Origin of the sequence: Pseudoalteromonas sp. MB41 (assembly GCF_020966275.1) — a bacterium.
GTDB lineage: Bacteria > Pseudomonadota > Gammaproteobacteria > Enterobacterales > Alteromonadaceae > Pseudoalteromonas > Pseudoalteromonas lipolytica.
In genome coordinates, this window is the sequence record NZ_JAJJZF010000019.1 from 15,829 (window position 1) to 31,158 (window position 15,330).

Here is a 15,330-nt window from a genome sequence, read left to right on the forward strand (position 1 = left end):
TTGAAGTCTGTTATATTGGTGACTCTGTGCAAATTCTTGGTAAGGACATTAAACTTGACGCCATCCAAAAATACAAAATAAATTCCAATAAACAGCAATGGGCAGGCTTAATTCCAAGAAAAGATCTAGAATGCTTACTAAGTGATTAAAGTACTATTTAATTAGATTTCAATAAGCTGGCCATAATTGACCAACTAATCCCTGAAATTATATTGCCAACTCAAGAACGCGGCTCATTTGCTGCACTTGAGTAATCTATACCTTTCACAACTACACGAAGTTCAGTTCTATCCTGCATGATTGCGTCAGCTTCACTTTGTAGCCACTCAACCGTTTGGGTTAATGTCATCATATTACCAGTATCAGGGTGTTTCCAATTATAGGTCTCTCCCATCATTATCAGCCGACAGTACTCAGCGTATGAGCACCGCCACATCATTCCATAACAACTTTACAACAAGGAGAGGTGGTGAGTATCGACAGCAGCTCTTTTCTACTCACTGCTTCATTACTTTGTAGTTTTTGATGAAAAAGCTTACCAATTTGAAAAACATTTCTTACCAAGTCGATGCTAATTAGGTGAAATTTTGACATGTATGGATTCCTTATTGGTAAAAGTAATTGTCCAATCTCTTTATACCGTACTCACCCTATTTGGGGGAGGAGTCCATACATCTTCTAGCTTCATCTATTTAATCGACTAATATTGAAAAGCACTTTTAATTGCGGCTTGCACAAGTTCTACCTTTTTCTGCTCTTTCGGATTTTTTTTATACACCAAAGACAAGTCAAATTGATATATGAGTGAGCTAGGCTTAATAATGCGCATCTTGGCTTCATTGAGCTCTTGCTGAATATAGCTTTGTGGCATATACCCTAAATAACATCCAGACATAATCATGGTCTTACGAGAGTCAAATTGATATGACTTAGCAGCTAAGTTAAGTTTTTTTAATTGCTCTCGACCATTGGTGTCGATATCAATCCCAGGATGAACCGCAGGACTTTGGGAAAGTAATTCACTGTTAATTTCACTATCTAACAGATTAAAAAAAGGATGGCGGTCACTACAGCACAAATAAATAGCTTCGCTGCTGAGCGCTTCATATCTCAACCCTTCAACTTGCTGGTAACTTGGGTATATACCAAGGTGTGCCTTATCTCTTAGCAGTGCTTTTTCAATTTCATGAATACTAACAGCATCTAGTACCAAGTGTAGGTTAGGCGCTTTTTTATGAATGTAACGTATTACTTCAGCTAGCTTATTTTGCTGGGCTGGGCTGCTTTGGTCGGCACATAAAATGACAAGCTCGCCGCTAAGCTCATGTCCAAGAGAACCCACCAATAAAGAAAAATCATCAAGTGACTCAAACAACCCAAGTGCGGCATGATAAACAGCTTGCCCTTCTTGAGTGAGCGAGAACCCACCTCGGCCACGCAAACAAAGCTTTAGCTTCATTCGCGCTTCAAGGTTACTCATATGTAAGCTAATCGTTGAGCGCGTAACACCTAACTCATTTTCAGCCGCGGCAAAACCGCCGTTTTCAACCACCACTCTAAAAATACGTAATAACCGCAAATCATATTCAGTGATTGGTTTTGGAATAATCGAGTTTTTTACCATCGTATCGCATCAAAACAACATCATAATGTTTGAAACATACCAAACATAACGTTGAATGTTTAGTATTTAATCTAGCTAATAAATACGTTTCAATAATTAAAAAGACATACTAACCCTGAGGCAACATGATGGACAAGCTAAGCGATCAGCAATTATTTAAGCAGTTTTCGTATATTAACGGTAGTTGGCATAGCAGTGAAACACAGCTAGAAGTAACTAATCCAGCGACGGGAGAATGTATCGCTCGAGTTAGTAATAGCGGCATCACCGAAACAAACATGGCCATTAAAGCAGCAAAAAATGCGTTTAAAATGTGGTCTGAAAAATCTGCCAATGAACGCGCTAAGTTAATGCGTAATTGGTTTGATTTACTGATGCAGCATCAAGACGATTTAGCCCGTATTTTAACGTTAGAGCAGGGTAAACCGCTAAACGAAGCAAAAGGCGAAATTGCCTACGGCGCAGCATTCATTGAATGGTTTAGCGAAGAAGCTAAACGTGTGTACGGTGATACCATACCCGCACCCGCGAACGACAAACGCATCGTAGTTATTAAACAACCCGTTGGTGTTGTTGCTTCAATTACCCCTTGGAACTTTCCTAACGCAATGATTGCCCGAAAGGCTGGCGCTGCTCTCGCTGCTGGTTGCACTTTTGTTGCTCGTCCTGCATCAGAAACACCACTTTCGGCGCTTGCCATGGCAGAACTGGCTGAGCGGGCTGGTATTCCTGCTGGGGTATTTAATGTGGTTGTCGGTGATGATGCCAAAGGCATGGGCAAAGTTCTAAGCGAGCACCCCGATGTAGCTAAATTTACTTTTACGGGCTCCACTGCTGTAGGCAAAATTTTAATCGGTCAATGCGCCTCTACAGTGAAAAAAGTTTCGATGGAGCTAGGTGGCAACGCCCCCTTTATTGTTTTTGATGATGCTGATATTGATGCGGCGGTTACAGGCGCTATTGCATCAAAATACCGTAATGCGGGGCAAACTTGTGTATGCACCAATCGTATATTAGTACAGCAAAATGTGGTGACTGAATTTACTGAAAAATATACCCAAGCAGTCACCAAACTCAACGTAGGTGATGGCACTATAGAAGGGATAAGTATTGGCCCAATGATCTCGAAAAAAGCAGCAAAACAAGTCGATAAATTGGTTGATGAATCAATCAAAGCCGGTGCAAAACTGGTATATGGCGGTAAATTTGATAGCGCCGGAGATAACTTTTATCAACCAACAATCCTAACACACGTAAATAATGATATGCCCATTGCCAGCAATGAAATTTTTGGTCCTGTATCGCCAATTATTAGCTTTGCAGATGAGCACCAAGCTATCCAGCTTGCTAATGACACCGAATATGGCTTAGCCGCTTATTTTTATAGCCGTGATATTGGCCGTATTTGGCGCGTAAGCGAAGGACTTGAATACGGCATGATAGGTGTAAACGAAGGACTTATTTCAAATGCTGCCGCCCCTTTCGGTGGTGTTAAACAGTCAGGCAATGGCCGCGAAGGATCAAAATACGGCCTCGATGATTACCTAGAAATCAAATATTTATGTATGGGTGGCATTTAACTGCTCTTTTAAACCAATTTATATAAGAGATAATCTAATGAATAATAAAGACTTACAAGCAAGAAAAAGCCAAGTAATTGCTCGCGGCCAAGGCAATGTTTACCCTGTCTATGTAGAGCACGCTAAAAACGCCGAAGTATGGGATGTTGAGGGCAAACGCTATATTGACTTTGGTACAGGGATCGCCGTCTGTAATACCGGTCACAGCCACCCAAAGGTAGTGGCAGCAGTAAAACAACAAGTGGATAAGTTTAGCCATACTTGCGTGATGGTAAACCCTTATGAAGTTGCCGTAACACTCGCTGAAAAGCTTACCAAACTTGCACCTGGGGATTCAGAAAAAAAAGCCATATTTGTTTCAACCGGTGCAGAAGCGGTTGAAAACTGTGTAAAAATAGCCCGCGCACACACGGGTCGTCGTGGTGTAATTGCCTTTAATGGTGGCTTTCATGGCCGTACTAACTTAACCATGGCACTGACGGGGAAAATTACCCCGTATAAAAACTTATTTGGGCCATTTCCAAGCGATATTTTTCATGTGCCATTTCCTAATGACTGCCATGAAGTTTCGGTTAAAGCTTCATTAAAAGCTCTTGAAAACTTATTTAAAGTTGATATTGCGCCTAGCGAGACTGCGGCAATTATTATTGAGCCAGTTCAAGGTGAAGGCGGATTTTATCAAGCGCCCAAAGCGTTATTGGTTGCACTGCGCAAGCTGTGTGATGAGCATGGTATTGTATTGATTGCCGATGAAATACAAACGGGCTTTGGTCGTACAGGTAAAATGTTCAGCTTTGAACATGCAGGTGTTGAAGCCGACTTAATGACCATGGCCAAAGGCATTGCGGGTGGCTTTCCGATAGCTGCTGTGGTTGGCAAAGGTGAGATTATGGATGCACCATTACCAGGTGGCCTCGGTGGCACTTATGGTGGCTCTCCGGTTGCGTGTGCTGCGGCTCTTGCCGTACTTGAAGTAATTGAAGAAGATAAACTTATAGAGCGCGCAAATATACTCGGGCAGTTGTTTAATGAGCGTTTATCAGCACTTAAAAGCCAGTACCCAACGCATATTTTAGATGTACGTAACCAAGGTGCAATGATTGCCATGGAACTCGTAAATAACGGTGATAGCGAACAACCCAATACCGATCTCACTGGGGCTATTATTGCTGGCGCCGCTGAACATGGTTTAATTTTATTAGCCTGTGGTTTTTACGGTAATGTTATTCGCTTTTTACCAGCACTGACCATGAGTGACGAAATTGCAAATGAAGGACTTGATAAATTTAGTGCTTTATTTAAGTCACTGATTACTGCTTAATAGTCGATAATAAAAGTAGTGGGGGAAACGCATGGCGACTAATTTAATTCATATCGATCCTGACTCAACTGAAAGTTTGCAAAGTCAAATTCGTAATAAATTAGTGGAAGGCATTTTAGTTGGCTCATTTCCCCCTAATACTAAACTTCCCTCTTCGCGAAAGCTTGCCAAACAACTTAATGTTTCGCGCAATACTATCGTTTTGGTATACCAAGCGTTGATGGATGAAGGCTATATAATTACCAAACAACGCAGTGGTATTTTTGTTAGTGAGCATATAAATACCGGCCGAGTAAAAAACTTACCTTCAAGCAGTAACCACTCACTTATTACACCTGATAAAACAACGAATAATATTCAATACCGTTTTAAAGGGGCAATAGCAAAAACCTACGAAGTGGCTTGCCCCTATAACTGGCGGCGTTATGCTTATCCGTTTATTGATGGCAAGTTCGACGCATCTTTATACCCTATAAAAGAATGGCGTGAAGCCAATAATCGCGCCAATGCTAGCGGCGAAATTTATCAGTGGTCTGGACTACAAGGCTTGCAAGACGATCCAATGTTACTTGATGAAATTCGCAGTAAAATTTTACCAAGGCGCGGTATTCAAGCCAGCCAAGATGAAATTTTAATCACTGTAGGCACACAACAGGCACTGCATTTAATTACCCAATTATTTGTTGATAGCTCTGTTAATGTTGCTGTAGAAGAGCCAGGTTATCCAGAGATGCGTGAACTATTGTTACAACAAGGGGCAAATTTAGTTTATCAGCCGCTAGATGATCAAGGCTTAGTAATAAATAACAAACTTGATGATTGCGATATTATTTACACCACTCCCAGCCATCAAACACCAACCAGCATTACCATGTCAATGGCTCGACGTGACCAGTTGCTACAACAAGCAAAACAGCATAATAGTTTAATAATTGAAGATGACTTTGAGTTTGAAAGTAACTTTTTAGGCCAGCCTCACCCTGCGCTGCGCAGTTTGGATAAAAATAATCGCGTAGTGTATGTGTCGTGTTTATCTAAAGTATTGGCAGCAGGAGTACAAATAGCTTTTATTGTCGCCGATAAACAAGTAATACAAGCGCTTAAAAAAATTCGCAAAATGATAATGCGCCACCCCCCTATTATGAATCAACGTGCTGTCGCGTATTTTTTATCACTTGGCTATTACGATTCATTTATGATGCAACTGCATAAAGTATTTTTTGAGCGCTGGTTAGAGCTTCGAGAAGCACTCAACATATACCTACCTAACTGTATTGATACTGGCCCTATTCAAGGAGGCACGGCGTATTGGATCACCGGTCCAAGTCGCTTAGATGGTGAATACTTACGTGAAAAAGCCGCCGAGCAAGGTATTTTAATAGAGCCAATTAAACGCTACTTTGCCAGTTCAGAGCATCCTGCTAATTGCTTTCGAATGGGTATTACCAGCTTACCCAGTGATAAAATTCGTGCCGGTGTGAAAAAACTCGCAGACTTAATTCATCAATTAACAGCCGAGTTTGAAGAAAAACTCTCCAATGCCAAAGGCAGTTTATTAACCGGTGATGCACTTACTAATATGCTCACTGGCGCTGTACTTGAGTGCCAAATGGTATACGGTGTAGAGTGCATTATAGAACTATTGAATAATGGTACCATGCGCGGTAGAACTGGCGGTAAAGACAGTGAGATTGATAGTGGCCGTTGGTGGATTGAAAATGATATTTACTACCGGCAATGGAATTTATGGGGCTATGGCGAGGTAAAAGGGTTTTATATCATAATGGATGGCCAACAAATGAAATGGTTTGATTTAAATTATTGCTTAGTGCGCCAGCTAAAATGCTTAGAAAAGCCATCCCACGGCAAAAATAGTTAACCAGCTAACTGGCACCATCACCCAACACAAACTGGCACTACACCCCATCTACCAGATAAAGCTAAAGTAACATTAACGTTACATTTAAAGAGCAACTAAATGAGCCATTTTTCTATTGCAGGCATGCAACTATCATTACCCAACGGAAATAACTTAGCCGTTATAGGAGCTGAAATAACTAAAGCTAAAAAGCGCTTTCCTTGGTTAGACATGATAGTGCTCAGTGAGTTGTGCACCTACGGACCAGAAAAAAAATACGCAAGTACCTTCCCTAGCGAAGCTGAGGTTTTTTACTGCGCACTTGCTAAAGAGCTCGGTATCTGGCTTATTCCAGGCTCTGATTATGAGCAAGTTAATGAGCATATTTACAACACCACCTCTGTAATTAATAACCAAGGCGAGGTTATTGAGCGATATAGAAAAATCTACCCTTTTTGCCCTTACGAACAAGGCGTTACTGCTGGTAATGAGTTTGTTGTATTTGATGTACCTCAAGGGCGGATTGGCGTCGCTATTTGCTATGATCTTTGGTTTCCTGAAGTTGCTCGTAGCCTGGTTTGTAAGGGCGCAGAGGTACTTATTTACCCAACACTGACTGGCACCATAGACCGTAATATTGAACTGATAATGGCACAATCTACAGCCGCGATGAATCAATGCTATTTACTCGCCGTAAACGGAACCGGTGAATATGGCAATGGTCAATCTATTATGGCTGGACCCGATGGCAGCGTTATTTATAAGGCCAGTAATCAAGACGAGGTATTTCCAATTGAAATTGACTTTGCTTTGGTTAGACGCAACCGTGAGCGAGGTTTACATGGTCTTGGTCAACCCTTAAAAAGCTTTCGAGATAATCCTATCGACTACCCATTTACAAGCCAACAACAGCGCAGTCAAAGTGACTTAAAACAATTAGGCGAGCTAAAAATAGCCCACCATAATAGTAGTCGCTCCAAGTAATCTGGTTAACAACCTCAATAAACTGGCACCATACAAACCAACAATCTGGTACTAGGCTTAAAAACAAAATGATCTACTCTAAAACAGTACAAAAATAAAACAACAGGTCTGGGGATAATATGAATACGACAACGTTCAACAAATCACTAATATCAAGCGCTGTAAGCGCGGCCCTATTTATATCCGCAAATACACTTGCCGCAGAGCAACAGCATCAAATAGAGGCTGAAGAAGGCAAACTAGAACGCATTGAAGTGACTGCTAATCGCCGCTCACAAAGCATTCAAGATGTCCCCTACAATATTTCTGCCGTATCGGGCGCTGAATTAGAAGATGCAGGCATTGTTGATTCTTCAGAATTAATGCGCAACGTGGCAGGTATTACCGTTGTTGATCGCGGTTACAGAAACTCAGGTGCCGTTAACGGTATTATTATCCGCGGTGTTAACGTAGACGGCGGTGCAAATGGCGATGTCGCCCTTTCAGCAGTACCGACTGTCGCTTCATATATTAACGATACCCCTATGTACGCCAACTTTATTTTAAAAGATATTGAAATGGTTGAAGTACTGCGTGGCCCTCAAGGTACTTTATATGGCTCAGGCTCGCTGGCTGGTACGGTAAAGTATCTTATGAATCGCCCAGATACTGACTTCTTTTATGGTTCTGCATCTGCAAATTTAAGTCAAACTGAAGGTTCTGAGGGCTTCAACTTAAACACTGATGTGATGGTTAACCTGCCCATTACAGATAACTTTGCAGTACGTGCAAACCTCGGCAAAATAGATAATGATGGCATTGTAGATTACACCAATGTTTATAATTTAGATGATAATAGCCGTGCGCCTGTTGGTGCATTCGAACCTGCTAATTTTGATCCTAACAATGGATTTGTACCCACAGCAGGCTATAACCCACCCGCAATTGATGGTGATGTAGCAACAGGCACTAATACCTTCAGAAGTGTTGAGGATGCCGATACTGTTGATATCACTTATGGGCGTATATCTACATTTTGGCAAGCAACTGATGAACTGAGCTTTTTACTTTCGCACCAATTTCAAAACGATGAAATAGGTGGTCGTCGTCAAGTAACTCGTGGCACCAATTGGGTTGATGGCACAGAGCAACATTATAATGATTATGAAAATGGTGCAGTGATCCTCGAGCCATCAGATCGCGATGTGTCATTAACTGCATTAGAAGTAGAGTGGGATCTAGGCTTTGCCACACTGACATCTAGCTCTTCTGAATATTCGCATGAAGGAAGCTCACTGAGTGATAATACTGGCTTTTATGCAAAAAATAGTTGGTTTTCAGATTTATATTACGGCACTCCTCGCCCACTTGCTGTAGCAGATCGCAGCTATAAAGAGGAAGCCTTCATACAAGAACTGCGCCTAGTCTCTAATGAACGCAGAGCGAATATTGATTGGGTCGTTGGTGCGTATTATATGGATCAAGATACATTATCAACACAAGACAGCTATATGCCTGGTTATCAAGAATGGGCATTTAGTGCCTTTAATTGGTGGCCGACGATGCAAGGTTTTGGCATGGCTTACACTGATAACGACTTTCATTATGTACGAAATCAAAACTTTAAAGATAAAGCCTTATTTGGTGAACTAACTTACCACTTTAGTGACAAGCTTCGTGCAACAGTGGGTATGCGCTACTTTGATAACGAATTTACTAATGACACCGTATTAGCACTGCCAATTTGGCCCAACCTAACCGAAGAGCCTTACTTTGAAACCAGCGAAAATGACGTATTGTTCAAAGGTAACATATCGTACAACTTAACCGAAGAAACCATGATTTACACTACCTATTCAGAAGGTTACCGTCGTGGTGGCGCTAATGCTGTACCGCTTTCGGGTGATTTGGCTGAACGCTCTGAATGGCAGCAATATAAAGCAGATATGGCTACCAACTATGAATTCGGTGTGAAAGGATATTTAGGAGAGGGTGCACATAGTTATACCGCTTCGGCCTTTTTAATTGATTGGGACGATCCACAACTAAACACGGCTACAACATGGGGGTTTTTCTCCGTTGCTAATGGCGAGTCAGCGCAAACAGCCGGTGTAGAGTTTGAACTTCAAGGCTATTTAACTGATGAGCTTCGCTACACCTTAGGCTATGCCTACGTGCGAGCTGAGCTCACCGCTGATTTATATGTACCTTCGAGTATTGCCGCTGAAAACCCGCTGAGCCTGCAAGCCAAAGATGGTGATAAATTACCAAGCACGCCGGAGAACACTTTAAGTGCCTCAATTGATTACACTCATACGTTAGATAACGGGATGTATTGGATCACTTTACTAAGTGCTTACTATCAGTCTGATTCTTTAAATTACTTAGGCGAAAGTGAAAAATTACAAGCTGATATTGATGGCTTCTCAATCTGGAATTTAAGCAGCCGTTTAAACCATGAAGACTGGGACGTTACGTTATATGTGAGTAATTTATTTAACGAAGATGGCGTAACTGGCACGATACCAGAGGGATATATGGGGACTGAGCCGTCACAAAACTTTTTAGGTAATTCATCAAAAGACTATATCAGCCGCCCACGAACTATTGGCATAAATGCGCTGTATCGCTTCTAAATAAAATAAGGTGCATCAAGCGGATGCACCTTACTTACCAAGAAATAGAGGTATTAATAATGACAAAAAAACGTTACTTTTTAATAAAATTACACAACTTTGTTAGCCAATATGCAATTTAAGCAATCACAAAACTATGCATTCGCAGGAGAGATTAACAAGCTACTCGATATTGCTTGGCACTTTATAAATCAAAAAAATGTGGTCAAAGCAAAACAAGCCTGCCAAGCAATTAATGAACAATACCCAAAGTCCGCAGATGGTTGGTATGCTAGTAGTTTTTTATCGTTGCAATTACAAGAATTTACGAGTGCAATAAACACCGCTGATAAAACGCTTGCCCTTGAGCCGCAACAGCCACAATGGCTAATACACAAGATTAATATTTTACTCAATATAGATAAAACAGCTGCAATCACGTTAAGTGAAAAACTAAAAAGCCAAGCATATAATCACTTTAAAAACATTATTGATTGCGCTCACTTATTTACCCAACTTGCTGATTACAACCAAGCACAGTTTTATTACCAACGCGCTATCAAACGAATAAATGAAAACAACCAGCCAAAAGCTGCAAGCCAGCTGTATTTTAATTTGGCATCCGTAGAGCGCTACTTAGGGAATATTAATCAAGCTGAATGCCTATTAAATAAAGCGATAACTTTAAACCCAAACGATAGTGAGGCATACTTTTTACGTTCCAGCCTAAAGAAACAACAACTGAATAACCATCACATTAACGAACTGACATTGCGTTTAAAAAACGAGCAAATATCACCGCTAGCCAAAACACAGTTTTATTACGCTCGCGCAAAAGAACAAGAAGATATAGCCGATTACGCTAATAGTTTTAAAAGCTTATACCTAGGAGCTGAAATTCGTAGGGCTAATATGCGCTACGCGCCAAATGCTGATATCGACACTTTAAAACAAATAGCCACTACCTATAACCACGGCTTTTTCAAAGCGCATAAAGGGGCGCCACGTTGCGAGAACAACCAAGCCATTTTTATTTTAGGCTTACCTCGTACAGGCTCTACATTAGTCGAGCGCATTATTAGTCAACATGACCAAGTAGTGAGCGCTGGCGAACTTAATGACTTTGCTCTGCAAATGATTAACGAAGTAAAAAAGAACAGCCAAACACAGCCGAAATCTAAAACCGAACTGGTAGAGCTCAGTCAGTACATTGATTTTAAGTCTCTTGGTGAAAATTATATTAATCAGGCTCGCCCTTCTATTACACATCAGCAACGTTTTATTGATAAATTACCGCTCAACTCTTTATATATAGGGCTTATTCACCAAGCTTTACCGAACGCCAAAATAATTCACGTTACCCGTCATCCGCTCGATACCTGCTATTCCATGTATAAACAGTTGTTTACTCATGGCTACCCGTTTTCTTACAACCTGGAGGAACTGGCTCATTATTATGTTGAACATCACCAACTTATGCAGCATTGGCAGACCCTGCTGCCTAAGGTTATACACCAAGTTAGTTATGAAGATTTAGTGACCGATTTACCCAACCAAGCTAAACAGTTAATTGATTATTGCGACCTCGACTGGCAAGCACAATGCTGCGAGTTTGAAAAGAATAACGCACCGTCTACCACCGCCAGTGCCACACAAGTAAGACAAAAAATATATCAAAGTTCAAAAGGTAAATGGCAACACTTTGCTAATGAGCTATCACCTATACAAAAGATTCTAGAGCAAGCAGGTGTATGTTGTGACTAATCAAAAGCACATTACTTAACAATTAGGCAATAGCTGCACGCAGGAGGTTACCATGGCAGAACACATTTATAATAACCAAGACATAAACCTTAAATATACAAGTGGCTTATTTAGTGCGATAAAGGTACACCCAGATAGCACATGGGCGCGGATCATCTTAGCTTTTCTAACCACCGCAGGAATTTTTTATATCAATATAATGCCCGCTGTCGTTAATGGCTTAAAAGGCGGTGGTGGCTTCACCAGCCAACAAGCTGGTTTTGTTAGTTCGGCTAATTTGTATGGCGCAGCTATTGGTGCATTAGCCGCAGTATTTTTAATAAAACGCATTCAATGGCAACGCTTTGCATACGCTTTATTAGTTACTTTATTAGTTATTGATTTTGCCTGTATTTATATAGCTGAACCAACCACCATGATCGCCACACGCGCGTTACATGGGCTTGCTGGTGGTTTATTGGTCGGTATTGGCTTTTGTATTATTTCTCGTACCTTTGAAGCTGATAAAACATTTGGTTATTTACTGTTGATTCAATGGGGGTTAGGTGGCTTAGGCATTATGTACCTACCTGCTCTGACTCCTGAATTTGGTACTGCAGGGCTATTTTTTGCGCTTATGGCATTCACCGCTGTATCGTTATTTATGCTGCCGTTTTTACCACATTACCATGTATCAAAACCACTTAATGAGAACCTAAATAAAACTGAAGTAGCGTCAGCCATTAAACCTTCTCGCTTATTATTAGGCTTAAACCTTTTTGCTATTTTTTTATTTCAAGCCGCTAATATGGGCTTATTTGCTTACATGATTGAGCTTGGTACAACCGACGGCCTTAAAATAGAGTTTATGAGTAACGCACTCGGCATGGCTAGCTGGATTGCGCTTCTTGGGGCATTACTCGTTATTGTTATTGGTACTAAATTTGGTCGTACTATACCTATATTAATCGCCACCCTGATCACCGCTTTATGTAGCTGGCTACTGCACTTTAGTAACAATGATATGGTGTATCTAATCACTAATATTATTATTGGCATTACTTGGGCTTTTGTATTGCCGTATTTATTTGGTATATGTGCTGAGCTCGATAAACTGGGTCAAGCAGCCGCAATGGGTGGTTTTGCCTCTAAAATGGGCTTAGCATCCGGCCCTATGGTTGCAGCGCTAATACTGCAAGATGAAAACTACCAGCAGATTATTGATTTTGCGGTAATTGGTTTAATTGCCTGTGCAGCAGTCGCTTTTTTACCTGCGCGCACCTTAGATAAGCATAAATAACCTAACAACTCTGAGCAAAGCCTGTCCAACTAAAAGGCGGGCTTTTATTTCATATCACTTTATCTGGCTCTATTAAAACTCATCTTTTGGCTCTACTGCTATTTCAAGTCTCTTCTATAAATATAGTTCTGCGCAAATAACGCGCTTATACGATAGAGGATAAAAAATGAAGAACAAATCAATACTCATGCTAGCAAACTTATTTTGCGTAAGCGCTTGTGCTCAAGCATTATTTAGTGATGACTTTCAAGATGGTAATTTTGATGGTTGGACAATAACTGGCAGTGGCGCACCAGCAATCGCCAATCAATATGCCACTAATTACTCGCTGCGTTTGGTAAAGCAAAAACAAGCGATGCAAACAATTTCAACCCAAGGTTATGAAAATCTCGCTGTAAGCGTTGATATAGCTGGCTACTTGCTTGAGTATAATGAGCGCTGCGTCGCTAAATATTCAACCGACAATGGCAGCAGCTGGACCGTATTTTCTACTTTGGAAAATGGTCAAGATGACGGTGTGACACTTTATACTGGTAGTGCCACACTGCCTACTCAAGCAGCACAAGTTACTATTTCACTTGCGACACAGGGCAATAATAATGCTGATTATTGCTACTTTGATAATATAAGCCTAACTGGTGAGCCGACTGCTGCAGGGGGCGGATTTCAGCCATTAACGGGGGATGGTAATGTCAATCGGACACAATTAACATCAACACAATTGAATAATAATAACGCCAGCTTAACGAACAATAGCGCTTACGCTTTGCCAAATAATGCCGCCCACCCAAGCAATACCTTTTCGGGCACCTTAACACTTCTTGACGAATCAACTCGCGGTACACTGCAAGAGCAAGGAACTAATATTGCCAGCAGTTATACAAACCCAGAGCACCTTCCTGAATTTGAGTTTGAATTTGTGCAAACGGGTAGCCATATTATTCCGCTGGAGCGTGGGTTAATTGCCACCACACATCCTGCTTGGCATTATATTTTAGAGCCTGGTAGAGTGTGGAACGAAAATAATGATAATGGCTTTTCACGCGTAGCGCTGCCTTTTGCATTACAAGAGGCGGGGGCAAATTGTACTCATAATGGTGTGCTGAGCTTTTTATTTAAAGATGACGGCAGCACCTCTAATGTTGCTTATCAAATCACAGGGGAAACCTGCGCCTACTTTAAATTTAATAGCTGGGGCATGCTTGGCGCAAGTTATACACCTAGCACTATTGCTAACTCAGCTACCGTTATCAATAGTTATACTGATGAATTTAACCGCCGTATGCCAACTAAAAACATTAGCGACCTGGCTTATGACTACCCAAGCGCCAATATCAATACAGCGCAATTAGGCTCTGATCAAGAAAGCAGTGATCAAACAGTATTTGGGGTTGTGGTTGATGGGACAAACTATGTGAGTAGTTGCAAAACCCGTATGGGCGACTACCCATTTTGCGAAGTGATGGCACTACCTTCTTATTCTACCGCTAAATCCGTTGTGGGTGCAGTTGGCTTGATGCGCATGGAACAAAAATATCCCGGAACAAAATCGCTAACAGTTAATCAATGTTATGACTCAAGCTGGTCGCAGGTAAGCTTTGAAAACCTACTTGATATGGCAACAGGCCGTTATAACTCTGATGGTTTTGAGGTTGATGAGGGCGATAGCACCACTGCCAATAACTTCTTCTTAAAATACACTAACAGTGAAAAACTAAATCATGCATGTAGCTACACTAAAAAAGCACCAGCAGGCACGAAGTGGGTATATCATACCTCAGACACTTACCTACTTGGCGTACAACTCAATGCGTTAGAAACAACCGACCTGTGGGATATGCTTTACACTGACGTCTGGCAACCGCTTGGCGTAAGTCCGCTCATGAGCACAACATCACGCACCACAGAATCTACTAGCAACCCATGGAACGGTCAACCACTTACAGGCTATGGCTTAACCTATCATCACGATGATGTGGTTAAAATTGCTCAATTTTTAAATAGAGAGCAAGGGATTATTAATGGCGTTCAAGTTCTTGACCCTACAATGCTTGCGCAAACTGTACAAACACAAGCACATGGTTTAAATGCAGGGAGTCAATTCGATAGTTACGATAATGGTTTTTGGATATGGAACGCGCAACAAGCCTTTGGCTGTTCTAATGCACTATCAATTCCCTATATGTCTGGATATGGTGGGATTGTGGTTAGTTTATTACCTAACGATATGATTTATTATGCTTTTAGTGATAGTGGTGATTACGGACAAGTGAACACTGCTTTAGAACTTCATAAAATTCGTAATATGTGTAATTAACGAATATGT

11 protein-coding genes are annotated in these 15,330 nt (G+C 41.1%); 8 read left to right on the top strand and 3 right to left on the bottom strand.

Annotation, left to right across the window (positions count from 1 at the left end):
- Nucleotides 1–220: 220 nt before the first annotated feature.
- From LPA49_RS16145 to LPA49_RS16155, 3 genes are all read right to left on the bottom strand, one after another.
- Nucleotides 221–439 (bottom strand): hypothetical protein, encoded by a 219-nt coding sequence (locus tag LPA49_RS16145; RefSeq protein WP_230237205.1) that lies wholly within the window; start codon nucleotides 437–439, stop codon nucleotides 221–223.
- A complete protein-coding gene (locus LPA49_RS16150) occupies nucleotides 436–594 on the bottom strand; it encodes a hypothetical protein (protein ID WP_230237208.1) in 159 nt (52 codons plus the stop codon). The genes LPA49_RS16145 and LPA49_RS16150 overlap by 4 nt, the downstream gene beginning before the upstream one ends.
- Before the next feature lie 106 nt (nucleotides 595–700).
- A complete protein-coding gene (locus LPA49_RS16155; RefSeq protein ID WP_230237211.1) occupies nucleotides 701–1,624 on the bottom strand; it encodes a LysR family transcriptional regulator in 924 nt (307 codons plus the stop codon).
- A 128-nt stretch (nucleotides 1,625–1,752) separates the two neighbouring features.
- Here LPA49_RS16155 and LPA49_RS16160 point away from each other — a divergent pair, with 128 nt between their 5' ends.
- From LPA49_RS16160 to LPA49_RS16195, 8 genes are all read left to right on the top strand, one after another.
- Nucleotides 1,753–3,204, top strand: coding sequence for an NAD-dependent succinate-semialdehyde dehydrogenase (locus tag LPA49_RS16160; RefSeq protein ID WP_230237301.1), 1,452 nt, complete (start codon nucleotides 1,753–1,755; stop codon nucleotides 3,202–3,204).
- 37 nt (nucleotides 3,205–3,241) lie between these two features.
- Nucleotides 3,242–4,525: a 4-aminobutyrate--2-oxoglutarate transaminase gene (gene gabT / locus LPA49_RS16165; RefSeq protein WP_230237213.1), complete on the top strand. Its 1,284-nt coding sequence runs from the start codon at nucleotides 3,242–3,244 to the stop codon at nucleotides 4,523–4,525.
- A 31-nt stretch (nucleotides 4,526–4,556) separates the two neighbouring features.
- Complete coding sequence (locus LPA49_RS16170) at nucleotides 4,557–6,404, top strand: PLP-dependent aminotransferase family protein (RefSeq protein ID WP_230237215.1); 1,848 nt, start codon at nucleotides 4,557–4,559, stop codon at nucleotides 6,402–6,404.
- A 99-nt stretch (nucleotides 6,405–6,503) separates the two neighbouring features.
- Nucleotides 6,504–7,367, top strand: coding sequence for a carbon-nitrogen hydrolase family protein (locus LPA49_RS16175; RefSeq protein WP_230237218.1), 864 nt, complete (start codon nucleotides 6,504–6,506; stop codon nucleotides 7,365–7,367).
- A gap of 119 nt (nucleotides 7,368–7,486) precedes the next feature.
- Complete coding sequence (locus LPA49_RS16180) at nucleotides 7,487–9,982, top strand: TonB-dependent receptor (protein WP_230237219.1); 2,496 nt, start codon at nucleotides 7,487–7,489, stop codon at nucleotides 9,980–9,982.
- A 111-nt stretch (nucleotides 9,983–10,093) separates the two neighbouring features.
- The gene (locus LPA49_RS16185) at nucleotides 10,094–11,725 is read left to right on the top strand and encodes a sulfotransferase (protein ID WP_230237222.1); all 1,632 of its coding nucleotides are present in this window, start codon (nucleotides 10,094–10,096) and stop codon (nucleotides 11,723–11,725) included.
- 52 nt (nucleotides 11,726–11,777) lie between these two features.
- A complete protein-coding gene (locus LPA49_RS16190) occupies nucleotides 11,778–13,004 on the top strand; it encodes an MFS transporter (protein ID WP_230237225.1) in 1,227 nt (408 codons plus the stop codon).
- Between the two features lie 166 nt (nucleotides 13,005–13,170).
- The gene (locus tag LPA49_RS16195; protein ID WP_230237227.1) at nucleotides 13,171–15,321 is read left to right on the top strand and encodes a hypothetical protein; all 2,151 of its coding nucleotides are present in this window, start codon (nucleotides 13,171–13,173) and stop codon (nucleotides 15,319–15,321) included.
- Nucleotides 15,322–15,330: the final 9 nt, after the last annotated feature.

Coding starts and splice junctions, on each gene's coding strand:
- LPA49_RS16195 (WP_230237227.1), top strand. CDS start 13,171: ATGAAGAACAAATCAATACTCATGCTAGCAAACTTATTTTGCGTAAGC.
- LPA49_RS16170 (WP_230237215.1), top strand. CDS start 4,557: ATGGCGACTAATTTAATTCATATCGATCCTGACTCAACTGAAAGTTTG.
- LPA49_RS16150 (WP_230237208.1), bottom strand. CDS start 594: ATGTCAAAATTTCACCTAATTAGCATCGACTTGGTAAGAAATGTTTTT.
- gabT (WP_230237213.1), top strand. CDS start 3,242: ATGAATAATAAAGACTTACAAGCAAGAAAAAGCCAAGTAATTGCTCGC.
- LPA49_RS16180 (WP_230237219.1), top strand. CDS start 7,487: ATGAATACGACAACGTTCAACAAATCACTAATATCAAGCGCTGTAAGC.
- LPA49_RS16160 (WP_230237301.1), top strand. CDS start 1,753: ATGGACAAGCTAAGCGATCAGCAATTATTTAAGCAGTTTTCGTATATT.
- LPA49_RS16175 (WP_230237218.1), top strand. CDS start 6,504: ATGAGCCATTTTTCTATTGCAGGCATGCAACTATCATTACCCAACGGA.
- LPA49_RS16190 (WP_230237225.1), top strand. CDS start 11,778: ATGGCAGAACACATTTATAATAACCAAGACATAAACCTTAAATATACA.
- LPA49_RS16185 (WP_230237222.1), top strand. CDS start 10,094: ATGCAATTTAAGCAATCACAAAACTATGCATTCGCAGGAGAGATTAAC.
- LPA49_RS16145 (WP_230237205.1), bottom strand. CDS start 439: ATGATGTGGCGGTGCTCATACGCTGAGTACTGTCGGCTGATAATGATG.
- LPA49_RS16155 (WP_230237211.1), bottom strand. CDS start 1,624: ATGGTAAAAAACTCGATTATTCCAAAACCAATCACTGAATATGATTTG.